The sequence below is a fragment of the Actinoplanes cyaneus genome, assembly GCF_016862095.1.
Taxonomy (GTDB): Bacteria; Actinomycetota; Actinomycetes; order Mycobacteriales; family Micromonosporaceae; genus Actinoplanes; species Actinoplanes cyaneus.
This window is the reverse complement of sequence record NZ_BOMH01000001.1, coordinates 37,710-61,629: the sequence shown is the minus strand read 5'-3', so window position 1 is coordinate 61,629 and position 23,920 is coordinate 37,710. Positions and strand designations below refer to the sequence as shown.

20 protein-coding genes are annotated in these 23,920 nt (G+C 72.4%); 8 read left to right on the top strand and 12 right to left on the bottom strand.

Annotated features, from left to right (window positions below; genetic code table 11):
* Positions 1-3: 3 nt before the first annotated feature.
* A complete protein-coding gene (locus tag Acy02nite_RS00240; RefSeq protein ID WP_239173986.1) occupies positions 4-951 on the bottom strand; it encodes a helix-turn-helix domain-containing protein in 948 nt (315 codons plus the stop codon).
* Between the two features lie 317 nt (positions 952-1,268).
* On the opposite strand from Acy02nite_RS00240, the gene Acy02nite_RS00235 reads away from it, so the two are divergent.
* Positions 1,269-2,177 (top strand): alpha/beta fold hydrolase, encoded by a 909-nt coding sequence (locus Acy02nite_RS00235; RefSeq protein WP_203737281.1) that lies wholly within the window; start codon positions 1,269-1,271, stop codon positions 2,175-2,177.
* Positions 2,178-2,240: 63 nt separating this feature from the next.
* On the opposite strand, the gene Acy02nite_RS00230 is transcribed toward Acy02nite_RS00235, so the two are convergent.
* Complete coding sequence (locus Acy02nite_RS00230; protein ID WP_203737279.1) at positions 2,241-3,341, bottom strand: saccharopine dehydrogenase family protein; 1,101 nt, start codon at positions 3,339-3,341, stop codon at positions 2,241-2,243.
* A gap of 102 nt (positions 3,342-3,443) precedes the next feature.
* Between Acy02nite_RS00230 and Acy02nite_RS00225 the strand changes: the two genes are divergently transcribed.
* Entirely contained in the window at positions 3,444-4,010 is a 567-nt protein-coding gene (locus Acy02nite_RS00225) for a TetR/AcrR family transcriptional regulator (protein ID WP_203737277.1), read from the top strand.
* Between the two features lie 251 nt (positions 4,011-4,261).
* On the opposite strand, the gene Acy02nite_RS00220 is transcribed toward Acy02nite_RS00225, so the two are convergent.
* The 8 genes from Acy02nite_RS00220 to Acy02nite_RS00185 all read right to left on the bottom strand — a co-directional run bounded on the left by Acy02nite_RS00220 (position 4,262) and on the right by Acy02nite_RS00185 (position 14,636).
* Positions 4,262-4,621 carry a hypothetical protein gene (locus Acy02nite_RS00220; RefSeq protein ID WP_203737274.1) on the bottom strand — a complete coding sequence of 120 codons (360 nt, stop codon included), beginning with the start codon at positions 4,619-4,621 and terminating at the stop codon, positions 4,262-4,264.
* 200 nt (positions 4,622-4,821) lie between these two features.
* Positions 4,822-5,256, bottom strand: coding sequence for a VOC family protein (locus tag Acy02nite_RS00215; protein ID WP_203737273.1), 435 nt, complete (start codon positions 5,254-5,256; stop codon positions 4,822-4,824).
* Positions 5,257-5,399: 143 nt separating this feature from the next.
* The gene (fxsT, locus tag Acy02nite_RS00210) at positions 5,400-9,260 is read right to left on the bottom strand and encodes an FxSxx-COOH system tetratricopeptide repeat protein (RefSeq protein WP_203737270.1); all 3,861 of its coding nucleotides are present in this window, start codon (positions 9,258-9,260) and stop codon (positions 5,400-5,402) included.
* Between the two features lie 7 nt (positions 9,261-9,267).
* Positions 9,268-10,308: a TIR-like protein FxsC gene (locus Acy02nite_RS00205; RefSeq protein ID WP_203737268.1), complete on the bottom strand. Its 1,041-nt coding sequence runs from the start codon at positions 10,306-10,308 to the stop codon at positions 9,268-9,270.
* Positions 10,308-10,958 (bottom strand): TIR-like protein FxsC, encoded by a 651-nt coding sequence (locus tag Acy02nite_RS00200; protein WP_203737266.1) that lies wholly within the window; start codon positions 10,956-10,958, stop codon positions 10,308-10,310. Before Acy02nite_RS00200 ends, Acy02nite_RS00205 begins: the two co-directional genes overlap by 1 nt.
* A 137-nt stretch (positions 10,959-11,095) precedes the next feature.
* The gene (locus tag Acy02nite_RS00195) at positions 11,096-13,192 is read right to left on the bottom strand and encodes an FxsB family cyclophane-forming radical SAM/SPASM peptide maturase (protein WP_239173984.1); all 2,097 of its coding nucleotides are present in this window, start codon (positions 13,190-13,192) and stop codon (positions 11,096-11,098) included.
* 347 nt (positions 13,193-13,539) lie between these two features.
* A complete protein-coding gene (locus tag Acy02nite_RS00190; RefSeq protein WP_203737262.1) occupies positions 13,540-14,094 on the bottom strand; it encodes a hypothetical protein in 555 nt (184 codons plus the stop codon).
* On the bottom strand, positions 14,091-14,636 hold the full coding sequence (locus Acy02nite_RS00185) for an RNA polymerase sigma factor (RefSeq protein WP_203737260.1): 546 nt from the start codon (positions 14,634-14,636) through the stop codon (positions 14,091-14,093). The genes Acy02nite_RS00190 and Acy02nite_RS00185 overlap by 4 nt, the downstream gene beginning before the upstream one ends.
* 587 nt (positions 14,637-15,223) lie before the next feature.
* Between Acy02nite_RS00185 and Acy02nite_RS00180 the strand changes: the two genes are divergently transcribed.
* The 4 genes from Acy02nite_RS00180 to chrA all read left to right on the top strand — a co-directional run bounded on the left by Acy02nite_RS00180 (position 15,224) and on the right by chrA (position 19,982).
* On the top strand, positions 15,224-15,661 hold the full coding sequence (locus tag Acy02nite_RS00180; RefSeq protein ID WP_203737258.1) for a Fur family transcriptional regulator: 438 nt from the start codon (positions 15,224-15,226) through the stop codon (positions 15,659-15,661).
* Positions 15,658-17,898, top strand: a complete 2,241-nt coding sequence (gene katG / locus Acy02nite_RS00175; protein ID WP_203737256.1) for a catalase/peroxidase HPI — start codon at positions 15,658-15,660, stop codon at positions 17,896-17,898. Before Acy02nite_RS00180 ends, katG begins: the two co-directional genes overlap by 4 nt.
* A gap of 116 nt (positions 17,899-18,014) precedes the next feature.
* Complete coding sequence (locus tag Acy02nite_RS00170) at positions 18,015-18,770, top strand: metalloregulator ArsR/SmtB family transcription factor (RefSeq protein ID WP_203737254.1); 756 nt, start codon at positions 18,015-18,017, stop codon at positions 18,768-18,770.
* 42 nt (positions 18,771-18,812) lie between these two features.
* Positions 18,813-19,982 (top strand): chromate efflux transporter, encoded by a 1,170-nt coding sequence (gene chrA / locus Acy02nite_RS00165; RefSeq protein ID WP_239173982.1) that lies wholly within the window; start codon positions 18,813-18,815, stop codon positions 19,980-19,982.
* On the opposite strand, the gene Acy02nite_RS00160 is transcribed toward chrA, so the two are convergent.
* On the bottom strand, positions 19,945-20,841 hold the full coding sequence (locus Acy02nite_RS00160; RefSeq protein WP_203737250.1) for a LysR family transcriptional regulator: 897 nt from the start codon (positions 20,839-20,841) through the stop codon (positions 19,945-19,947). The two genes, chrA and Acy02nite_RS00160, sit on opposite strands and share 38 nt — an antisense overlap.
* 70 nt (positions 20,842-20,911) lie before the next feature.
* Here Acy02nite_RS00160 and Acy02nite_RS00155 point away from each other — a divergent pair, with 70 nt between their 5' ends.
* A complete protein-coding gene (locus tag Acy02nite_RS00155; RefSeq protein ID WP_203737248.1) occupies positions 20,912-21,778 on the top strand; it encodes an EamA family transporter in 867 nt (288 codons plus the stop codon).
* A 52-nt stretch (positions 21,779-21,830) separates the two neighbouring features.
* The gene (locus Acy02nite_RS00150; protein WP_203737246.1) at positions 21,831-22,811 is read left to right on the top strand and encodes a phosphotransferase family protein; all 981 of its coding nucleotides are present in this window, start codon (positions 21,831-21,833) and stop codon (positions 22,809-22,811) included.
* Positions 22,812-22,864: 53 nt separating this feature from the next.
* Here the strand turns inward: Acy02nite_RS00150 and Acy02nite_RS00145 are convergent, their stop codons facing one another.
* On the bottom strand, positions 22,865-23,806 hold the full coding sequence (locus Acy02nite_RS00145; protein ID WP_203737244.1) for a hypothetical protein: 942 nt from the start codon (positions 23,804-23,806) through the stop codon (positions 22,865-22,867).
* Positions 23,807-23,920 lie beyond the last annotated feature (114 nt).

Sequence of the window (23,920 nt, the reverse complement as noted above, 5' to 3'; positions counted from 1 at the left end):
GGACTACAGCCAGCCGCGCCGGGCCGCCTGGAACGCCAGCCCGGCCCGGCTGTCCACCCCGGCCACGTCCATCAGCCGGTCGAGCCGCCGCTGCACGGTACGTTTGCTGACCCCGAGCTGTGTGGCGATCGACTTGTCCGGCATGCCGGCCACGACCAGTGACAGCAGCAGCCGGTCGGGCTCCTCGGCGTCGCCGTCCGGGAACAGCGGGGTGGCCCGCTCCCAGTAGCTCTCGAAGAGCGCGATCAGCGCGTCGAGCAGTTCGCTGGAGCGGATCACCGCGGCGGTCGGCTCGCCCAGGCCGCGCACCGCGTCCGGCACGAGCGGGCAGATCGCCATCGCGCGGTCGGCGATCGCGAGGCGCACCGGCAGGGTGGGCAGGGTCCGGGACTGCTCACCGAGCCGGATCGCCTCGATGATGCTGTCCAGCTCGCCGGGTTTCTCCAGCAGGTCCCGTTCGTAGATCGCCCGGTAGCGGACGCCGCGGGTCAGCGCCGGGGTCTCCTCGGTGTTGTCCGGGCCCTGCATGGCGATCGGGTTCGCCCGGCAGAACCAGAGGATCTCCTCGCGCGCCGTGTCCTGCATCTCGCGCAGCCGCTGGCGCAGGGCGGTGACGCCGACGACGATCTCGACGAGGTGGTCGGCGCTGCGCCGGCGGGCGGTCGTGCGGTATTCCTCGCTCAGCGACGCCACCATCCGGCGGGCGGCCTCCAGGTCCTGCTGTTCGCGCAGCAGAACCTCGCCGAGCGCGACGTCGGGTGGCAGCGCCTCGAACGGCGGGCCGCCGGTCGCCAGGCCCTTGTCGCGCAGCGCCTGCAGCAGCGCGGCGGCCTCGCCGGTGTCGATGCCGGCCTGCGCGGCGAGGTCGCCGGCGCCGGCTCCGCTCATCCGCAGCAGCAGCCGGTAGGCCTGTTGCTCGGCGGGTGGCAGGATATGCAGCCGTTCGGTCACGCGCACACCTTACGAACCGGTCATTTCGTGGAGGCGACGTACCCGTCAGGGCGGGGCACGTGGCCTGCGAAACTCGCCGCTTCGGCCAGGATTTGACACTGATCGATGGCATTGGTGGCCGGAAGGTGGACCCGAGGCTCTTTCGAGTGGCGCTCAACATCTTGTGTCCGGGCAGGTCACCGGTGGTTTGGGCCGGCCCCGCAGGGGAATCGCAGAAATAATGGCGAGACCTCGTGGCGTAGCCGTACCCGGGAGGTTTAGGCTCGAACGCTGTCAGCGGCGGCCTCCGGTTGCCGGCGCAGGGAAGGGCGGGTGAGGTGGCCGACGCCGCGACAGCGACCCGGTTCGTGACCCGCCCGGCGGACGGCCGGCGGATAGCGTTCGAGGTCCTGGGCCCCGCGCACGGCTTCCCGGTCTTCCTGCTGCACGGCACCCCCGGCAGCCGGCTCGGCCCGCGCCCGCGCGGCATCGTCCTGCACCGGCTCGGTGTCCGGCTGATCACCTACGACCGTCCCGGCTACGGCGAGTCCGAGCGGGTTCGCGACCGCGACGTCGCGCACGCCACGCAGGACGTGCGCGCGATCGCTGACGAGCTGGGGCTGGACAGGTTCGCCGTCGCCGGCCGTTCCGGCGGCGGCCCGCACGCCCTCGCCTGCGCCGCGGACTCCGAGCTCGGCGACCGCATCACCCGGGTCGCGGCCCTGGTCAGTCTGGCCCCGGCCGGTGCGCCCGGCTGGTTCGACGGGATGAACGGCGACAACAACCAGCAGTTCGCCCGCGCGGTCAGCGATCCCGGCGAGCTGGAGTCCGAGATCCGGCGCCGCGCCGACGGCATCAGCACCGACCCGGACTTCCTGCTGCGGCTGCTCACCGAGCAGATGACCGTGGCCGACCGGCGGGTGGTCAGCGACGCCGCGATGCGCCGCCAGCTGCGGCTGTCCTACCGCGACGCGATCAAGAACGGGCCGTACGGGTGGATCGACGACCTGCTGGCGCTGCGCCGCGACTGGGGGTTCGATCTCGGCTCGATCACCGTCCCGGTCCGGGTGTGGCACGGCGGTGAGGACACGTTCGCCCCGGCCGTGCACTCGGAATACCTGGCCGGGCAGATCGGCGGCAGCGCGGAGCTCGACGTGCGGCCGGGCGCCGCGCACTTCGACGCGATGCCGGAGCTGCCCCGCACCCTGCGATGGCTCGCCGCCCGCCCCACCCTGGCCCGCTCCTGACGCGGGGTTGCCCCGCGCCCACGTGGCTCGCTCCTGACGCCGGCCCGCGCACGGCGCGACCGATCACGATCGTGGGCGGGCTGCCACGTCGTCGCCGACGATCAGGTACTCGCCGCCGCAGGACTCGGCCAGGGCGGGGCCGAAGAGCGCGGCCGGGGTGTGAGCGCCGGGTTTGCCCTCTCCGTCGAGCAGCCGGCGGACCACTTCGGCGGGCACCGTGCCCGTCCAGGCCTGGGCCTCCCCGACGCGCAGCCAGCCCTCGCGGGTGGTGCCGTCCGCCCAGTCGACGACGGCGTGGCCCCACGAGTGGTCGCGTGGCGGGGGCGCCGCCTTGAACCGCACCTTGGCCAGCCGCCGGCGTGCCAGGGCGCGGACCGCCCCGATGGTCAGCAGGGCGGTCGCCGCGGGCAGGATCGCGCGGGCGACCGGTGACGACGGCGCTTCGCTGGACGCCGAGACCACGTCCGCGGCGCCGCTGGCCCGCTGGGCGGCCATCAGCTCGCCGAGTGGCATGCTGGCCGTGACGACTGCCGAACCGTCGGGCAGGACGAGCCGGATCGGTTCGCCGGCGAGCTTGCCGGCGACGAGCCGGCCGTTCCGGTACCGCCGGCCCTGGAATCGGCCGCCGCCCTCGACTCCCGGCAGACCCTCCACGATGGTGCCCGCGAGCGCGTCTCCGACGACGCCGGCCTCGACGGCCATCGAGGGCACCATGTCGACGCGCACCCGGCGCGGGACCGGCCGCCCCTGGCACAGCTTCACCACCACGCTCTCGGTGGCCGTCACGCCGAACCCGGCGCCGGTGACGGCGGTGCGCCCGGCGGCCGCGAAGTCGTCGCCGCGGCGCAGGGTCGCCGACACCGCGGCGAGGTCGTTGGCCAGGTCGAGATAGTCGCTGGACGGCAGGCACGCGTCCAGCAGGGGCGCGGCGGTGGTCGTGAACGGCCCGATCGTGTTCACGACCACGGCGGGCCGGTCCCGCCGGATGGCGTCCGCCGTCTCGCCGACCGATCGGGCCACCAGCGTCGGCAAGCCGTTCGCCGCGGCGGCGAGCCGTGCGGCGTCGCGTCCGACCAGTACCGGCCGGATGCCCCGGTTCTGCAGTTCGGCGGTGATCGCCCGCGCGCTGCGGCCGGTCCCGCCGAGGATCCACACATCTGTCATGGCACAGCTCCGCCCTGGTGCGGCGAGCATCCCTGTGACGACACGCCGTGTCATCACCATACGGCTGATGGCACGCCGTGTCATCATGCGTAGGATTCCGGTATGGCTCGATGGCAACCCGACGCGCGCGAGCGGCTGCAGCAGGCAGCCCTCGAACTCTTCGCCGAGCAGGGCTTCGCGGCGACCACGGTGCCGGCGATCACCGCCCGGGCCGGCCTGACGACGCGCACGTTCTTCCGGCACTTCGCCGACAAGCGGGAGGTGCTCTTCGCCGATCAGGAGGAGCTTCCCGCGTACGCCGAGCGGCTCGTCGCCGAGGCGGCCCCCGGCGCCGGCCCGACGGCCATCGTTCTGGACGGTCTGCGTGCTGTCGCCGGCGCCCGGTTCGAAGGTCGCAAGGACACTGTCCGGCAGTGGCGCAGCATCGTCGCGAGCGATGCCGGCCTGCGTGAGCGTGAGCTGCAGAAGCGGGCCGCGCTGGCCGCCGCGATCCGCGACGGCTTCCACGCCCGCGGCCTCGATCCGACCCGAGCGGCCCTGCTCGCCGAGACAGCGGTGACCCTGATGTACGTGTCGGTCACCGCGTGGCTCGAGACCGACGACGGCCGGACGCTCGACGACATCATCGGGACCACGTTCGCCACGCTACGGGCGACGCTCGACGCCTAGAGTCGCCCGACCCTGGCGGCCGGGCGCGGGAGCAGGGCCGGCGCGGGTTGTCGGCTGGTCACCATGGGCGTTATCCGCGGTTGATAACGCCCATGGGAGCCAGCTCGGGAAGCGGGAGCCGCGCTGCGGCCGGGCGTGGGAGCAGGGCCGGCGTGGGCTCGGGGCTGGGAGGACTGGGGTCGGTCAGCCGGCGCATGGCGAGGCGGGCCGCGGCGTGTGCCACGGCCCGCCTCGTCGTCTGCGGGGAACTGTCAGCTCAGCGGGCTGCCGACGGCCGGCTGCACCGGGGTGACCGGCTTCGGGGTGGGGCGCACGACCGCCGGGGTCACGGTGTCACGCGCGGGCCGCGCGTCAGCCGTGGAGCCGCTGCCGGTGGTGGGGCCGGCGCTCGGCGTGGGGCGGGTGTCGGCGGCGACCTGGTGCAGCTTGGCGGTGGCGGCGTCGGTGCCGGTGGACAGCAGCGCGGTGGCCTTGTCCTGCGCCTGGCGCACGGTCGGATGCTCGCGCAGCTGCCGGGCGTTCGTGGCGATCTTCTCGTACGCGTCGCGGCCGGCGCGGCTGCCCAGCACGTAACCGACGGCGAACCCCGCGGCGATCTTGACGAGCTTCATGGTGTGCCTCCTCGTTGTCGTCTCAGGTGAACACTTGCCTTGCCCGGGGATCGGCGAACCGAAACAGGACAGGCGGGGATGAGCGACCCTCAGCCCGTACGAGGTGACCGGCGACACGGACCCCGTGGCGGGCCGGGCGCCACGGGGTGGCGTGATCGACATCGCGCGAGCGGAGCGGCGAGACGGGGCGGGGTGACGGGTCAGTCGACGCAGAACTCGTTGCCCTCGACGTCGAGCATCGGGATGCACGACTCGTTCTCCCCGTCCGCGATCAGCTCCTGCACCACCACCGCGCCGAGCGCGACCAGCCGTGCCGCCTCGGCCCGCAGCGCGGCCAAGCGCTCGGCGCCGACCAGGCCGGTGCCGACCCGCACGTCGAGGTGCACCCGGTTCTTGACGACCTTGCCCTCGGGCACCCGCTGGAAGAACAGTCGCGGCCCGACCCCGGTCGGGTCCGTGGCCGCGAACCACTCGCCGCGGCGCTCGGCCGGCCGGGTGGCCTCGTAGTCGGCCCAGGTCGCGAAGCCGCTCGGGGGCTGTGGCACCTCGTAGCCGAGCACCTCGCACCAGAAACGGGCGACCCGCTCCGGGTCCTTGCAGTCGAACGTGACCTGGAACTTCTTGACCGATTCCATTCACTCACCATAGGGGAGCGTGAGTACGTGTGCGGGTCGGGGTGAGCCGCCCCGAGCAGGAGCGGCTGCCCGAGGGGAGCGTGAGTACGTGTGCGGGCCGGGGTGAGCCGCTCCGAGCAGGAACGCTGCGCGAGGGGAGCGCGTCAGTACGTGTGCGGGTCGAGGATCCGGTAGACGCGGCGACGGCGCTGCAACGCCCGCACCGACGGGTGGCCGGGGCCGACCCGCTCGGCGAGACGGCCCGCGACCCGGACCGGGTCACCCTTCTCGGCGATGGCCAGGTTGCCCCAGCTGACGTACGTGTCCGGGTGATCGTCGCCGAGAGCCACCGCCAGCCGTTCCACCACCTCGGCCAGCAGCTCCCGCCCGGCGTCGCCCTGACCGTTCTCGATCAGCAGCAGCGCGAGGTTGTTCTCGGCCGCCATCGTGTTCGGGTGCGCCGCGCCGAGCGTGTCGCGCAGCGCGTCCGCGCCCGCCTGCGCGAGGGGCAGGGCAGGCTCCACGGCACCGGCCCCGGCGAGCGCGACGACCAGGTCGTGCCGGCAGAGCAGCACGTAGGGATGGTCGACCGAGAAACGCCGTACCAGCAGATCCTCGATGTCGGTGAACTCCTCCCGGGCGGTCGCGTAGTCCTCGGTGAGCAGCATCGTCGCGGCGCGGCTCAACCGGGTCAGCAGGGTGGGGAAGGCGTCCTCGCCGAGGCTGATCCGCAGCCTGTCGTAGGCCTCGTCGAGCAGGTCACGCGCCTCGCCGGTCTGCCCGGCGCCGCGCAGGGACACGGCGAGGTTGACCTGCACGGCGAGCGCGTCGCGGGAGTGCTGGCCGTAGAGCTTCTCGTAACCGCGCCGGATCGTGCGCAGGTGCTCGGCCGATTCCTGGTAGGCGCCGGACTCGCGCAGGTCACCGCCGAGGTTGTTGCCGCACAGCAGCGTCCGGTGATGCTCCTCGCCGAGCAGCTGCGTCATCCGGGCGAACGTGGTCCGGTCCAGCTCCAGGGCCCGCCGGAAGTCGCCGTTGAGCCGGTACGACGCGCCGAGGTTGTTGGCGAACGACAGGGTGCGCCGATGCTCGTCACCGAACCGGCTCGCCGACGCGCGATAGGTGCGCAGGTCACGTTCGAGCGCTTCCTGGTACTGGCCGAGCGCGCGCAGGTCACCGCCATAGCTGGCGGCGGTGAACAGCGTGTACGGGTGACTCTCGCCGATCAGCTGCTCCTGCGCGATCAGGGTCTGCTCGTCGAGGTCGCGCGCGGCCACGAACTCGCCGAGCGCCCGCAGCAGGTTCCCGCGGTGGAACCGCAGGTGCAGCAGGCGCACGAGCAGCGGGTGCCGGTCCGGGTCGTCGTCGGGCAGCGCCTCCAGCCGGGCGGTCCAGCACTCGTCGGCCCGGATCGCGTACTCCAGACCCTGACGGAAACTGCCGGCCAGGTAGATGTAGCGGATCCGGTCGATCACCAGCTGGCGCACGTCGTCGTTGCCGCAGCTCTCCGGGTCGGAGCCGTCCAGGTGGCCCCAGAGCAGCCGGAAACCCTCCCAGGTCGCCGGGTCCTCGACCTCACCGGCCGGGCGCGCCCCGGTCAGCACCAGGTGGACCGCGTGCCGGACCTCGTCGCGGCGCTCGGCGTTCATCCGGTCGCGCAGGGCGCTCTGCAGCAGCCGGTGCACGGTGACCCGCTTCATCTCCGGGTCCAGTTTGACCAGTGACAGCCGGTTGATCGGCTGCATCAGCGCGGCGATCACGTCGTGCTCGGACATCCGGTCGGCGAGCTGCCGGGCGACGTCGTCGTCGTACCGGGCGATGACCCTGGCCACCTCGGGGCTGTAGAGCAGGTTCAGCGAGATGTCGGGTTGCAGCATCGACATCAGCTGCAGCAGCCGGTAAGCACCGTTGGACGTGGCCCGCAACCGTTCCAGGATGACCTCCCAGACGGCGGTCGCGGTGGTGCGGACCGCGCCGATGTTCTCCAGGCCGCTCAGGTACTCGTCGGCGGAGCGGCCGGTGTCGTGCAGCCACGCGGCGGCGAGCACGATGAGGATCGGCAGGTCGTCGGCGGCCTCGGCGATCCGGTCGGCGTCGGCGCGGGTCAGGTTCCGGTCCTCCAGCCGGTAGCGCAGGTGCGCGATGCTTTCGGCCCGGGTGAACCCTTCCACCTGCAGGACCTTGGCCACGTCACCCCACTCGGCGTTGCGGGTGGTGATCAGCAGGTGGCCGTTGCCGCGGGGCAGGTACCGCTCGATGTCGGCGTACCGGTCGGCGTTGTCGAAGATCAGCAGCCAGCGCAGCGGGGTGCCCTCCCGGTCGCCGCCACGGCTGAGCCGCCGCACGACCACGCCGGCCGTGTCGTCGAGGGTGGCCCGGCGCGGATAGTTCAGCTCCGCCCCGAGGTCCGACATGATCGTCTCGACGAACTGCGGCGGGTCGGCCGGCACCCACCAGATCACGTCGTAGGCGCCGGCGAACCGGTACGCGTACTCGATGGCGAGCTGCGACTTGCCCATGCCGGCGCCGCCGATCAGCGCGACCGGGGTCCCGGCGGGGCGTTTCAGCATCTCCCGCAGGCGGCGCAACTGCTGGTCCCGGCCGGTGAACCGGGGATTCTTGACCGGCGCGTTCTGCACCTGCGGCAGCTCGCCGGGGAAACGGGGCAGGGTCGCGTGCCAGCCGGCCGAACCGCCGTCGCCGGCGCCGACCAGCCGCAACGCCAGCGCGATCGCCGTCTCCGCGTTCTGCGAGCGCACCGACTCCCAGGCGTCGAAGTCGTCGTGCCCGGGCGTCTCGTCGCCGATGCACAGCGCCACCGCGGACCGGTTCCCGGTGCCCCGGAAGGTGTCCGAGTAGAGCACCACGTCGCGCGAGCCGGGATCGGCCGGGGTGTCGCCGGGACGCCCGCCGTCGCGCACCCGCAGCCGCGCCGCCGAGTAGACCGCGAGCGCCCACTCGGCCCACGCCTGGTCCTCCGGCGCGTACCGCAGGACGAGGGTCTCCTCCAGCAGCGTGGGCCGTCGCTTGAAGCGCGCCTCGACCTGCCGGCGCAGCACCGGGTCCATCGCCGGCAGGCTGGTGACCCGGGCGTCGGTGAGGTAACCGGTCAGCCGCTCGTAGGAGGCGAGCAGGCTGGCCGGGTTGCCCGGCTCGTCGCCGAAGGTCGCCAGGGTCTCCTCGTACGCGTAGTAGGTCTCGTAGGGAACCTCTACGCGGTTCCAGTACTCCCGGCGCACGTCCTCGGTCATGCCGGCCGGCAGCCGCGGGAAGCGCCGCCGGGCCAGCATGCGCCCGGCGGCCGCCTTGTCCTTCTCGCCCGGGTCGACGCGCATCGGCACGGGCAGGATCCGGCGGGTACGCTCGTCGTCGTAGCCGCGGATGCGCTGCGCCACCGTCGCGGCGCCGTCGATGCCCTGCTCGCTGAGGGTGAAACAGTCGACGATGGTGTCCGGCAGGTGGATCGTGCAGATGTCGGCGACGTCGCTGAGCCCGGTGCGGCTGTCCAGCAGGGTGTAGTCGTAGCTGGCCTTCATGTCCTCGCGCATCGCGTCGAAGAACTGCGAGCCGCCCAGCCGGTCGTAGAAGTCCTCCCAGTTCAGGCTGGCGACGCTGGCCGCGTACTCCAGACTGCTGTGCCCGGCCGGGAGCAGGTCGAGCGAGCCGCCGCCGGGGAACGTCCAGTTGATCGAGAACGCATACCGTTCCACCCTGGCGTATTCGCGGTGCCAATCGGCCGGGCGCTGATCGGCCGGGCCGCCGTTGCCGCCCTCCTCGACCGGCAGCGTCGCCCACTGATAGTCGGTGATCATGCCGATCACCCCGCCGGTGGTCATCTCCTGCTCGGCGGTCAGGAACGGGGCGAAGAAGCGGTGCAGGCCGGGCGACTCCAGATCCCAGTCGGCGACCAGCACCCGGTGACCGTTGGCGGCCAGGATCCAGGCGACGTTGGCCAGCGCCATGGTCCGCCCGGTGCCACCCTTGTACGAGTAGAAGGTGACGATCTGGCCCTCGCGCTCCACCATGGTTCGCCTATCCTCGCTTGTCGTCGACGGGCCTGCGCAGACTCGGCCGGGGCGAGCCGGGCGCGGTCACCACCGGGCCGTACCGCAGATACTGCTTACGGGCCTCGGTGACCAGCAGCGGGGCGTTGCGCTCGAACTCTGCCACGGTGTGCACCGGGGTCACCGCGGGCAGCCCGGCGGTTCGCAGGATACCGGTGAGGTCCGACGTTTCCGCCGAGGCGCTCGCGACCACCTGGGCGATCACCCATCGCGGCAGCCCGCCGACGGCCGCACGCACCACGTCCGGGTCGGCGCCGGCCTCGATCAGCATCACGCAGGGGCGATTCCGGGTCCGATCGAGGAGCTCCCGCGGCGGTACGACGGCGGCCGGCACGCCCAGCCGCGCGGCCACCTGCGTCACGTACTCGCCGACCGGCAGCTCGTGGTCCCGGAACTGCCAGCGCAGCGGGTCGCCCCGGCTGATCAGCGACACGATCAGCACCGGCCGATCGGTGCCGGTCGGCTCCGGCGTGAGCGGCTCGGCCGGTGACGGCTCCAGCGGGTAGTCCCGGGCGACCGCCGTGATCCGCTCCGCGAACGCGCCGACCAGCTCCTCGTAGGACTCCCGGTACACGCCGAGCATCGCCAGCGCCCGCAGGCCGTTCGCCCGGTACTCCGCGTTCTTGACGACCGCGGTGAACGCGTCGTCGATCTCCCGGCGGCTCCCCCACGGCGGCAGCGGCACCCACACCACCGGCACCACGTGCCGCGCCGCCTCGGCCGGGCCGAGGAACTTCAGGCGGGAGCGGAACGAGGCGAGCTCGGCGGCGGCCCACGAGTTCCCGAAGTACTGCGGGGAGTAGAGCGGCACGAACACCTGCGCCGACCCGATCGCGGTGGCCAGCTGCTCCTTCTGGTCGGTGCCCGGGAGCAGCCGGGCGTCGTAGAAGCCGCCGTCCCCGGCACGCCGGTGCACCGCCGCCTCCAAATCCTCGAAGAACTTGCGCACCCACGGGTCGGCCCGGCCGGACAGACGCGCCGCGTGGGCGTGACTCAGGAAGAAGATCATCAGATGTCCTCTCCGAACCGGGTACTCAGGCCGGTGAAGTCCACGTCGCCGGCCTCGACGTCATGGGTCCCGTAGGAGTCGGCGATGCGCCGGGCGAGGAACCACCCGACCGCCTCGTAGACCTCCAGGCCCGGCTGACCGAGCTGCAACAGCCCGTAGAGCCCCTGCTTCTGGTACATCTGCGCCATCTCCGGCCGGGGCAGGCCGTCGGCGGTGAAGAACTGCACGTCACGGATCGCCTTCGGCAGACGATCGAGCCGGTACGGCGTCCACCACACCGGAATCACCGGCAGGTCCCCCGGGGACAGGGCGCCGCCGGGCACCGTGCGCCGCGTCCGCCGCTGGAACGCGTTCCACTCGCGCGCGCACCACTCGCTCTGGGTGTACCGCGGCGAGACGAGCGGGACCAGGACCTGGCAGTGGCCGATCGCGTAGGCCAGATCGTCCGACCAGCGCTGGCCGCCGGTCATCTCCGCGTCGATGAAGCCGGCCTCCTGCCCCGGCGGCAGGCCCAGCAACTCGTCGACGTGGCTGTAGACCAGGTCGTAGAACTGCTTCACGTGGTGATCACCGGCGTTGTTCGGCCGGTGGGCGTAGCTCATGAAGAAGACCGGTGACCGGTCGTCGTCCGGGACGGCGTTCGAGGTCACGATCCGCCCCCCAGTCGCGGTGTCCCCTCAGGAATCGAGATCTACGATATCGACCGTAGACGACGCCGGGTATCCCCGCGCGGTTCACCAGCTCCGGCGGTTCACCGGGTGTCGACGGCGGCGCGCATCCCGCTGTTTCACCAGGCGTCGATCGCGGCGCGCATCCCGGTGGCGAAACGGCGGCCGGCCGCGGTCAGGTGGGCACCGCCGAGCAGCCGGTCCAGGGCCACGTCGACCCAGCCGCGCAACTGCGTGTGCCGGGCCGCGGCGGCCGGGCCCGGGCGGCGGCGCCACAGGTCGGCGACGGCCAGGAACGCGTAGGTGCCCTGCAGCACCCCCTCGACCGGGCGCTCGTCCTCACGCCAGGGCACCGCGATCCGGCCGGGGGCACGGGGGTCGAACATCGCGCAGACGTCCAGGACGGCGCCGAGTTTCAGATGCTGCACCTCGTGGACCAGCAGCACCGCGAGCGCGTCCGGCTCCTCCGGGGTGACGGCGACCGCGCCGAAGGCGGTGCGGGCCGAACCGGCGCGCTGCCGGCCCGTCGCGTCGTGGCGCAACGGCACGATCACGCGCAGGGTCGCGGCGATTCCCGGCACGTACTCCGGGGCCTCGGCGCGCAGGTGCTCGATCGCGCCGTCCAGGCGATGCCGCCAGGCGGTGACCTCATCCTCGGTCAGGCGACCGGAAACGATCAGACCGTCGTAACTGTCGCGCAACGGGTCGGTGTCCTCCAGCGACACCGGGACGCCGGCAACCTCGGCGGTGCGGGCCGGCAGCCAGCGCCCGACCGCCTTCAGGTCGCGCACCCCGACCGTCGCGTGTCGGCCGGCGACCTTGAACGCGCCCAGCGTCGGCAGGGCGACCACCCCGTCGCGAACCGGCAGCTCCAGGTGGATCTCCACGCCGGCCCGCACCGCCGCGGCGACGGCGACGTTCCCCAGGTACGAGGCATCGGCGCGGCGCACGAACGGATGCGTCAGCACCTCGCGGACCGCGTCCGGCGCCGCCTCGTCGAGCGCGACCAGCTCCGCCCAGCCCTCCGGCTCACCGGCGCCCAGCGTCACGATCCGCGCCCGGACCAGCGCCTCGTGGATCGGCGCGAGCTGGGCGACCGCGTCCACACTGCCCGCACCGCCCGCCAGGTCGTCGCGCACCCAGGTCGCCAGCCCGTCCCGATCGTCCATGTAGGTGATCAATTCCTTCAGATCGGCGCAGTAGACCGACGGGTTGTCGAACCCGGTGCCGCCGCGGAAACGGTGCGGGAACTGGCCGCCACCACAGCGGTCCACCACCTCGCACGTGCGGCAGGTGGCGCTCAGCCCGGCCAGCCCGGTCTGCCGGATCGCGATCATCGGGTGCGCGGCCACCTCGTCGACCGTCGCGGTGAACACGTCGAGCCCGGTCGCGGCCGCCCCGTCATAGGTGACCTTGAGGGAGTCGACCTGCTCGTAGGTGCCGTCGGTCTCGACCACGACCAGGTCGGCGGGGGTCAGCCCGACGGCCTCGGCGCCGACGACACCGGGATGCAGAATCGCGTCGAACAGGCGGATCGGCACCTCGCGGCCGCTGTCGGTCCAGGCTTGGAAAACCCTCGACAACCAGGTCCCGTACGGCGATTGCTGTCCGTTTCTGTTCGGGGGAGGGGTGTCCCAGGTGGCGTGCGGCAGCAGGAAGTCGATCCGCGGCGGCGCCTCGGCGAGCAGCGCCCGGTAGGTGTCCACCGGGTCGTTGCGCAGGTCGATCGTGCACAGCAGACCGGCGTAACAGTCCCGGTTCTCGTCGCGGCGCAGCAGGTCGAGCGCGTGCCTGACGTGCCGGTGACTGCCACCGCCATGGGCGAAACGCCGATGCCGGTCGTGCGCCATCTGCGAACCGTCGAGCGACACGCCGGCCCGGATCGTGTGCTCCCGCAGGACCGCGCAGACCTCCTCGGTCAGCAGCACCCCGTTGGTCTGCATCCGCAGCTCCAGGCCGGGGCCGATCTGTTCACGCAGCTCAGCGGCGATCTCCTCGAGCCGTGCGGGGCCCACGAGCAGCGGCTCGCCGCCGTGCAGGATCACCCGGACCGTCCGCAGCCGATGCCGGCGGGCATGCTCGGCGATCCGCCGCGCGACCGTCGCGACCACCGCCGGCTCCATCATCGGCGGTTGCCGGCGCCAGCCCTGGTCGGCGTGCTCGTAGACGTAGCAGTAGTCGCACTTCAGATCGCACCGGCTGGCGATCTTGAGCACGAACTGGCTGATGGCCGCGCTAGATGTTGGAGCCAAAGAGCGCCGAGTCGATGCGGCCGTGGTCGTGGGCATCCCGTGTCTCGGCACGGGCCACCTCGGCGGCCCGCCTCGGATCGATGCTGCCCAGTGGTGTCCGGCGCAGGTCCTCCAACGGGGGACGGCGGGTGCTCCGGTCCTCGATGAGATCCACTTTGCTGCCCCCAGGTAACTCGGCGACGACAGCCCAACAATAGAAAAGAGTCGACGTGTTGTCACCGCCGGAACCTTTCCGTTGCGGGCGGGCCGTCGCGCCGCTTCATCCGTACGTCATCCGGGTTTCCGGGCCGTGGACCGTTTCTGCCCGCCCGTCAGGTCCGCTCCGGTCCGCCGGCCTGCTCCGGTCCGCCGGTCTGCTTCGGCCTGGCGGTCCGTTCCGGCCTGCCGGTCTGCTCTGGCCCGCCGGTTTTCTCCGGCCTGCCGGTCAGCTCCGCGCGGCGTCGCAGCAGGCGGGCCCGGGCGTGGCGGGCAGCGCGCAGATTCACGGCGGCCAGCACGCCCAGGGCGAGCGCGACGGCGACGAACTCCGGCTCGATCCGATGCCGGAGCACGGCGATCACGCTGCCGCCGCCGGTGAACAGCGACCAGGCGGCGACGCCGAGCCAGGCGGCGACGACCCGGTCCCGGGCGAACAGGGGAGCGCGGCGCGACACCGCCCACGCGCCGAAGCCCGCCCACGCCAGACCGATCGTGATCAGCACCGCGAACGCCGCCCGGGTGCGCGGCGGCAGCCCCGGCTCGGTCGCCCAGAGCAGGCCGATCAGGGCGCTGCCGGTGAGCCCGGCCAGCCCCACGGCCACGTAGCCGATCCGCTTGCGCGCCGACAGCGGCGCTGCCAGCCGCGCCAGCACGTCCTCGGGAGTCACTGCTCGTACCCCTTCCTGGCCAGTTCCCGGCGCAGCAGCCGCCGGGCCCGGTTCAACCGCGATTTGACCGTGCCGACCGGCACCCCGCAGATCTGCGCGCACGCCTGCAGCGACAGATCCTCCAGGTGGAACAGCAGCAGCACCTCGCGTTCGCGCACCGGCAGCGCGGCCAGCGCACCGGCGACCAGCTCCCGGTCGGCCACCGCGTCGGCCGCGTCACCGCCTGTCGCGTCACCGTCCGCCACGTCGCCGCCTGCCGTGTCGTCCAGGGCTTGTTCCGGGGTGGCGTAGGCGTCACGGAGCCGGTTCATCACGGCCCGGCGGGCGATCACGAACAGCCACGGCGCGAACCGGTCCGGCTGCCGCAGGCGGGGCAGCCCGCGGATGATCGCCAGCCACACCTCCTGCGTTACGTCGTCGTCGGGTCCGCCGAGCATCCGGGCGACGTAGCGCTCCACCGCCGGATGCCAGGCCCGCACCAGAGCGGCGAATGCGTCACGCTCACCGAGCTGACACCGCACCACCAGCAACTCCTCGTCCATCGGCCCTCCTCCACCCGGTTCAGTCGGTGCCCGGCGCGTGCAGGTTCACGGAAGTTTGCTGCACCACCATGCCGGGACAGGGGTTGCCGGACCCTTCGTGCCGGCGCCGCGACGTCGACACCCCGGTCAGGCTCCCGCACACGAGGACGCGGTCCGGGCCATGCCGCCGATCGCCGCGCGCCGCACCCCCGGCCCGGCTGGCGCCAGGCCGCTGCGGCACACCGGGTCGCGGGGCTCGGCGGGGTGGCTAGCTGGTGCTCACGGTGGTTGTCCGGGCCGGACAACCACCGTGAGCACCAGCCGGGGCGGGAGGCGCGCAGCGGGCCCGGGCCGGGATCGGCAGGCGGAGCCGACCGGCGGGGCGGTTGGCGCAGCGGTGCGTGGTGGGGAGGGGACCGGGGTGGCGGCGGGCGCCGGGCGGGCCGGCGCCGGGATGACGTCGCGTCACCGTGCCAAGGGCGGGGAGGCTGCGGTCGGGGGAGAGGCTGGCCCGTACCGCTGGATCGGATTTCTTGTTCGGGTTTCAACACACCGGCAGGATCACAAAAACTTGATTGGTTCCAGATTAGGGGTCTAAGGTTCCTCGGGTGACGTCCGACTTCGAGGCACAGCTGCGAGCGGTCTCGTTGCGGGTGACACGGCCACGACTGGCGGTGCTCGCCGCGCTGCGGGACCACCCGCACGTCGACACCGACACGGTGATCGCGCTGGTCCGCGCCGATCACCCCGCCGTCTCCCACCAGGCGGTCTACGATGTGCTGCGTGCGCTCACCGACACCGGTCTGGTGCGGCGCATCCAGCCCGCCGGCGTGACCGCCCGCTACGAGATGCGGGTGCGGGACAACCACCACCATGTCGTGTGCCGCTCCTGTGGCGAGATCGCCGACGTCGACTGTGCGGTCGGCAACGCCCCCTGTCTCACCGCCTCGCACGATCACGGGTTCGTGATCGACGAGGCGGAGGTCGTCTATTGGGGCACCTGCCCCGAGTGCCTGACCCGTCCGGAAGAAGAAGGAACCAGATGAGCGACAACCTTGACCCGAAGGCCTCCGGCTGCCCGGTCGCCCATGACTCCGTGACCGCCCACGGCGGCAGCGAGAGCGAGAACCCGGGGATCCCCTCGCCGGAGCCGAAGACCGGTGGCCGCCCGCGGACCAACCGTGACTGGTGGCCGAACCAGCTCGACCTGTCGGTGCTGCACGCGCACTCGTCGAAGGGCAACCCGCTGGGGCCGGACTTCGACTACGCGAAGGAGTTCGCCAAGCTCGACGTCGAGGCCCTCAAGCAGGACATCACCACCGTCCTGACCACCTCGCAGGACTGGTGGCCGGCCGACTTCGGTCACTACGGCGGCCTGATGATCCGGCTGAGCTGGCACGCCGCGGGGACGTACCGGCTGCAGGACGGCCGGGGTGGCGCCGGTGACGGCGGTCAGCGGTTCGCCCCGCTCAACAGCTGGCCGGACAACGCGAACCTGGACAAGGCGCGCCGCCTGCTCTGGCCGGTCAAGGCGAAGTACGGGCAGAAGATCTCGTGGGCCGACCTGCTGGTCCTGGCCGGCAACGTGGCCCTGGAGTCGATGGGCTTCAAGACGTTCGGCTTCGGTTTCGGCCGCGTCGACGTGTGGGAGCCGGAGGAGATCTTCTGGGGTCCCGAGGACACCTGGCTGGGCGACGAGCGCTACGCCTCGGAGAAGTCGATGGCCGAGGGCGTCGGCGCCACCGAGATGGGTCTGATCTACGTCAACCCGGAGGGGCCGAAGGGCAGCGCCGACCCGCTCGCGGCGGCGCACTTCATCCGTGAGACGTTCGCCCGGATGGCGATGAACGACGAGGAGACCGTCGCTCTCATCGCCGGTGGCCACACGTTCGGCAAGACGCACGGCGCCGCGGTCGCCACCGACCACGTCGGCCCCGAGCCGGAGGGCGCGCCGATCGAGGCGCAGGGCCTGGGCTGGCTGAGCACGCACGGCACCGGCGCCGGCAAGGACGCGATCACCTCCGGTCTCGAGGTCACCTGGACCGACAAGCCGACGCAGTGGAGCAACCGCTTCTTCGAGATCCTGTTCGGCTACGAGTGGGAGCTGTCGACCAGCCCCGGTGGCGCGAAGCAGTATGTCGCCAAGAACGCCGAGCCGATCATCCCGGACCCGTTCGACCCGGCGAAGAAGCACCTGCCGACGATGCTGACGACCGACCTGGCGCTGCGCGTCGACCCGGCGTACGAGAAGATCTCGCGCCGCTTCCTGGAGAACCCGGACGAGTTCGCGCTCGCGTTCGCCAAGGCCTGGTACAAGCTGCTGCACCGTGACATGGGCCCGATCGCCCGCTTCCTCGGCCCGTGGGTGCCGGAGCAGCAGCTCTGGCAGGACCCGGTGCCGGCCGTCGAGGGCCCGCTGGTCGGCGAGTCCGAGATCGCGACCCTCAAGGCGAAGGTGCTCGACTCCGGCCTGAGCGTCAGCGAGCTGATCGCGCTGGCGTGGGCGTCGGCCGCGTCGTACCGGTCGACCGACAAGCGCGGTGGCGCCAACGGTGCCCGCATCCGCCTCGAGCCGCAGCGCAGCTGGGAGGTCAACCAGCCGGTCCTCCCCGCGCTCACCACGATCGAGGGCATCGCGGCCGAGTTCAACGCGTCGTCGCCGGTCAAGGTCTCCGTCGCTGACCTGATCGTGCTCGCGGGCACCGCCGCCGTCGAGAAGGCCGCGAAGGACGCCGGCGTCGCGATCAGCGTCCCGTTCCACCCGGGCCGCACCGACGCCACCCAGGAGCAGACCGACGTCGAGGCGTTCACGTTCCTGGAGCCCCGCGCCGACGGCTTCCGCAACTACCTGCGCCCCGGTGAGAAGACCCAGCCGGAGATCCTGCTGATCGACCGGGCGTACATGCTCGGCCTGTCCGCGCCGGAGCTGACCGTCCTGCTCGGTGGTCTGCGCACGCTGGGCGCCAACTTCGGCGGCAGCGCGCACGGTGTCCTCACCGACAAGGTCGGCGTGCTGTCCACCGACTTCTTCGTCAACCTGCTCTCGCCGGGCACCAAGTGGCGGGCGTCGGAGTCCGAGGAGCACGTCTACGAGATCCAGGACGCCACCACCGGCCAGGTCAAGTGGACCGCCACCGTGGTCGACCTGATCCTCGGCTCGAACTCGCAGCTGCGGGCGCTGTCCGAGGTCTACGCGAGCGCCGACGCGAAGGAGAAGTTCGTCAAGGACTTCGCCGCCGCGTGGGTCAAGGTCATGGACAACGACCGCTTCGACCTGGTCTGAGTCCTGCGCCAACGAGCCCGGCTGCTTCGGCGGCCGGGCTCGTCCCATGTCCGGACCCGCCGGTCAGCTCCGCCCTCCGGCTATTGCATCAAATCGATTTGATGTAATCTGCGGGCGTGACGTCAGAGGCAGCCGGCACCCTCGCGCCTCCCGGGTTCGTGACCGCCGCCGGGCACCCGGTGCGGTGGCGGCTGCTCAGCGAGCTGGCCCACGGTGACCTCGCGGTGCGCGAGTTGACCGCGCTGCTCGGCCAGCCGCAGAGCCTCGTGTCGTACCACCTGGGCAAGCTGCGCAAGACCGACCTGGTGACGACGCGGCGCAGCAACGCCGACGGCCGCGACACCTACTACTCGCTGGACCTGACCCGCTGCCGGGACCTGCTCTCCGGCGCCGGTGCCGCGCTGCACCCCGGCCTGCGGCTCGCCCGTCCCGAGCCGGTCGCCGCCGTGACGGGCCGGGTGTTGTTCCTGTGCACGGGCAACAGCGCCCGGTCGCAGATGGCCGAGGCCCTGCTGCGGGACCGCACCGTCGGGGCCGTGGAGGCTTTCAGCGCCGGGAGTCGCCCCAAGCCCGTCCATCCGTCCGCGGTGGAGGCCATGGCGGCGCGCGGCATCGACCTGTCCGGGGCCGCGCCCAAGCATCTCGACGAGTTCACCGGGCAGCGGTTCGACCACGTGATCACCCTGTGCGACCGGGTCAAGGAAGTCTGCCCCGAATTCCCCGGCCATCCCCGCCCGATGCACTGGAGCACGCCGGACCCGGCGGCCGGCCCCGGCGGACCGGCCGCCTTCGAGCGCGTCGCCGGCGAGCTGGCCCAGCGCATCGACTTCCTGCTGCATGATCTCGCCCACCGTTCGGAGAGGACATCATGACCAGCCCTGCCGATGACGGCACTGCCGGCGTGCGGTTCGCCGGTGCCTGAGCTGCCCACCACCGAGCACCGTGCCGATCTCGGGACCGTCCTGAAGGAGTGGGGCCGGATCGGCTGCGTCGGTTTCGGCGGCCCGCCCGCGCACATCGCCCTGTTCCGCAAACTCTGCGTCGACGACCGGAAATGGCTCGACGCGCAGGAGTTCGAGGACGCCATCGCCGCCTGCAACCTGCTGCCCGGTCCCGCCTCCACCCAGCTCGCGATCTTCTGCGCCTGGCGGGTCCGCGGCCGGGCCGGCGCGCTGGCAGGGGGAGCCGCGTTCATCCTGCCGGGGCTGATCGCGATCCTGGCCCTGGCCGCGCTGTTCCTCAGCGACCCGCCGACCTGGGTCAAGGCCGCCGGGGCGGGGGCGGGCGCGGCGGTGGCCGCGATCGCCCTGCAGGCCGGTGCCGGTCTGGTCCCCGCCGGGTGGCGACGCGCCCCTCAGCAGAGCCACCGGGTGCGGTGGGCTGTCTACCTGGTGCTCGGCGCGGTCGCCGCGGCGACCGTCGGCCCGTGGCTGGTGCTGCTGCTCATCACGTGCGGCCTCGCCGAGATCCTGGCCCAGCGCCTGCCCGCGACCGGCCGGCGACCGGCGAGCGCCGTCCCGCTGCTCGCGGCGGCCGGGCTCGGCGGTGGCGTGCTGCTCCCGCTGGCCTGGACGGCACTCAAGGTCGGGGCACTCTCCTACGGTGGCGGGTTCGTCATCATCCCGCTCATGCAGGCCGACGCGGTGGGCCAGCACCACTGGATGACCGCCGCGCAGTTCCTGAACGCCGTTGCCCTCGGCCAGATCACCCCCGGCCCGGTGGTGCACACCGTTGCCGTGGTCGGCTACGCCGCGGCGGGCCTGGGCGGGGGTCTGCTCGCCGCCGCCGTCGCGTTCAGCCCGTCCTTCACGTTCATCCTGGTCGGCGCCGACCGTTTCGACCGGCTCCGCGGCAACCGGCGGGTCCGGGCGTTCCTCGACGGCGCCGGTCCCGCCGCGATCGGCGCGATCCTCGGCTCGGCCGTCCCGCTGATCCGCGCCCTGAGCGAACCGTGGCAGTACGCCGTGCTGGCCGGCGCCGCCGTTCTCACCCTGGGCCTGCGCCGCGGTCCGGTCCTGACCCTGCTGACCGCCGCCGCGGCCGGTGTCATCGTCGTCCTGGCCGGGGGACATCTGCCGCAGTGACCTCCGATTCCCCGTACGCCTCGCGGCTGAGCCGGACGAGGTCGCCGAGCTGTCCCGGGGGATCGTCGCGCCACCAGGCGAGCCAGACCGGGATCGGCGGCGCCTGACGCAGCACGCGGTAGGCGACACCCGGGCGCGGATTCTGGTTCGCGGTCGCCTCCGACGTCACCCCGACCGCCTGGTTCGCGGCGATCAGCGTCAGCCACTCGTCGACGCCGGTGGTGCGCCGGACCGCCGGCGGGCGCGGCCCCGGATCCCACAGATCGAGCGTGGTCGTGCCGGTCTGGGCGTCGATCGCGACCGTGTACCGCGCGAGATCCGAGATCCGCAGCGAACGCCGCCGCGCCAGCGGGTTGTCGGTGGCGACCGCCGCGTACCGTGCCTCGCTGCCGACCCGCGCCGACGCGAACCGTGGATCGTCGAGCGGCGTGCGGATAACCGCGACGTCGGCGGCGCCTTCGCTCAGCCCGGCCGTGACGCTGTTGGTGTGGACGAACACCAGCGGAATCCCGGGTTGTACGCCGGCCCACGCCCGCTGCAGGCGCCGGGTGTGCTTGCCGAGCGCGGCCCACGCGTAGCCGACCCGCAACTCGGTGCGCGACTGCTCGGCGATCCGGTGCAGGTGCGCGATCTCGTCGAGCACACGCCGGGCGCCGGCCAGCACGTGCGCGCCCGTGCCGGTGAGGCTGACGTGGCGGGTGGTGCGCTGCAGCAGACGTACGCCGAGAATCTGCTCTGCCGCCGCGACGGAGCGGGAAACCGCGGCCTGGGACGTGTTCAGCGCGGCCGCGGCGTCGGTGAACGTGCCCGCGTCGACCACCGCGACCAGCGCCCGCAGGTGACGCAACTGCAGATCCATGCGCTCAGCGTATAAGTCGTGCGCGGTCGTCATTTCCCTCCCGGTGTCCCCGCGGGCTTCGATGAGCGGCATGACGGCACAACTCGAGGCTCCCGCGACGACCCGCGCCGGTCGCGGCATCGGCGGCGGGCTCGTGACCATGATGGCCGGCGCGGCCAGCAACCAGGCCGGCGCTGCCGTCGGCGCGCACGCGTTCGCGACCATCGGCCCGGCCGGGGTCGTCGCCGTCCGGCAGCTGGTGGCCGCCGCCGTGCTGCTGCCGGTGGGCCGCCCGCCGCTGCACCGGTTCCGCTGGCCGCAGTGGTGGCCGACGATCCTTCTCGGTCTCGTCTTCGCGACGATGAACCTGAGCCTCTACACCGCCGTCGATCGGATCGGGCTCGGGCTGGCGGTCACCCTGGAGTTCCTCGGGCCGCTCGGGGTGGCGCTGGCCGGCTCCCGGACCCGGGCCGACCTGGTCTGCGCGCTCGGCGCCGGGATCGGCGTGTACGTGCTCGTCCTGCCGCGGGGTGGCAGCGACTGGGCCGGGATCGGGTGCGGGCTGCTCGCGGCGGGGTGCTGGGCGTCCTACATCCTGCTGAACCGTCTGCTCGGGCGCCGCCTGCCCGGGCTGCAGGCGCCGGCCGCGGCGACGACGGTGTCCATGCTGCTGTCCCTGCCGGTGCTGGCGTGGCTGATCACTTCCGGCCGGATGACGAGCGCGTCGCTGCTGTTCGCGGCCGGCGCCGGGGTGTTCAGCTCCGTCATCCCGTACGCGGTGGATCTGGTCGCCCTCCGCCGGGTCCCGCCGCGCTTCTTCGGTGTCGTGATGAGCGTCCATCCGGTCTTCGCCGCGCTGGCGGGCCTGATCCTGCTCGGTGAGGCGCTGCGACCGCACGAGTGGCTCGGCATCCTGATCGTCGTCGCCGTCAATGCCCTGGCCGTCTCCCGGCGATAGTCTCTTCCCCGGTCGGCCTCTTCCCCGGTCGGCCGAACACGGGGAGCCCGCGATGGAGAGCATCACCAAGAACCGGCAGAGCACGGTCGTGCTGCGCGCGATGGTCGAGCGCGCCTACGGCCCCGGCGAGGCGCCCGCCGGCGACGACTGGTGCAGTGAGCTGGGGCACGGCTGGTTCAACGTGGCGTACCGGATGCGGCTGCGCTCCGGCCGCGAGGTCGTCCTCAAGATCGCGCCACCGCCGCACATCGAGGTGATGACCTACGAGCGGGGCGCGATGGCGACCGAGCTGACCGCGCTGCGACTGATCCGCGAGCAGACCGCCGTGCCGGTGCCCGCCGTCCACTTCGCCGACCGCAGCCACGAGCTGTGCGACGCTGACTACTTCTTCATGGAGTTCGTCGACGGCGACAACCTCGGCATGCTGCGCGGCAAGCACTCGCCGGCGGAGCGCGCCACGTTCAACGAGACGCTCGGCGCACTGAACCGTTCGCTCAACGCCGTCGCCGGCCCGCACTTCGGCCCGCTCGACGGGCCGGGCTTCCCGACCTGGCGCGCCGCCTTCCTCGACATGATCGAGGGCGTGCTGCGCGACGGCGAACGCCGCGACGTCGACCTGGGCCACCCGTACGAGGCGGTGCGCGCGGCGATCGCGGCCCACGCCCACACCCTCGACGAGGTGACCGAACCCCGGTTCGTCGAGTGGGACATGTGGGACAACAACGTGATGGTCCGCGACGGGCGGATCGTGGCGATCATCGACCACGAGCGGGCGTTCTTCGGCGACCCGTTGATCGAGGCCGGTTTCACCGGCAGCGAGATCCCGGCGTACGGGGACTCGTCCGCCTTCATCCGCGGTTACGGCCGCGGCCCGGCCACCCCGGACGAACGCGTGCGGCGCCGCCTCTACTGCCTCTACCTCGCCCTGATCATGACGATCGAAACGGCGTACCGACACTTCCCGGGCACGGAGAACTACGACTGGGCCCGCGTCCGCATCGACGAGACGCTGGCGCTCTTCGACCAGGCGTGACGCGTTCGCCGTGACGCAGCCGCCGGAGACCTCCGCCGGTGCCCGGCTGCCGCTCAGCCGGTGGCCGGTGAACCGTCGAACTGCCAGCTCGCCGCTGCCACGTCGTAGATCGCGACGAGATCGGTCCCGCCCGGCAGCGGATCGCCGAGCCGCCGCCGCGCCGGGAGGGCAGTCAGACCGATCGTGACCAGCTCAGCGGATGCGGTGATGAACTGCCCGGCCCATCCGGAACTCCGGTCGAGCAGCGCGGCGACGAGGTCACCGGGCGGATCTGCCACCGTCGTCCTCAGCTTGTCCTCCAGCTCCATCCTGGTGATTGCCTCTGCCGTGCCTTCCTCCGCCGTGCCTTCCTCCGCCGTGCTTGCCGGCGGCGGGCCGGGCATCGCCACCTCCACCAGTGCTGCCAGGCCTTGCAGGGCGAGCTGCCGGCCGAGCACGGCCGCGGCGACACCCGGATCGGCTGACTCCATCCAGAGATGGGTGTCGTCATGACCCGACGAGAACAGGTGACAGCCGGGAAGGGTCGGCAGCAACGGCCGGGTGAAGTCGGCGGTGCCGACCGCCAGCCCGATCTCGTCCAGTTCCGGCGAACTCGGCGGCTCGGCCAGCCCGACCAGCGTCAACTCATACGGGTACCAGCCATCGAGGAAGCGGGGGAGATCATCGGACTGGATCACCAGGGCCTCCTGGCTGAGCCCGAGAACGCCGGTGGCCAGCGCGCCGAAGTCGTGCACCGCGCAGTCGACCCCCTGGTGGGCGGCGATCCGGGAAGGCGCCCACTGCTGATAGTCGTCATCGAGGAAACTGGTGGTCGCGATGTCCAGCACCACAATGGTCTGCCGGGCGGCACGGGCCACCAGGTCGGCGATCTCCGCGGCCGCGACCCGCCTCGCCTGCACCGTCCAGCAGCCCTTGACCTGCTGAACGCCGAACTCCAGGGGGAACGGCGGATAGTGGAGATCGACCCGGTTGACCGTGCGGTGACTGTCGGACACAGTCCGGACCATAGCGGTCCGCACGGACATGCTTCGGCGGGCCCAAACGGTGCGGCCGCTACTGATTCTCGAGATTCTCGGCGGGCGTGTCATCAATCGACGGCGGTGGAGGCG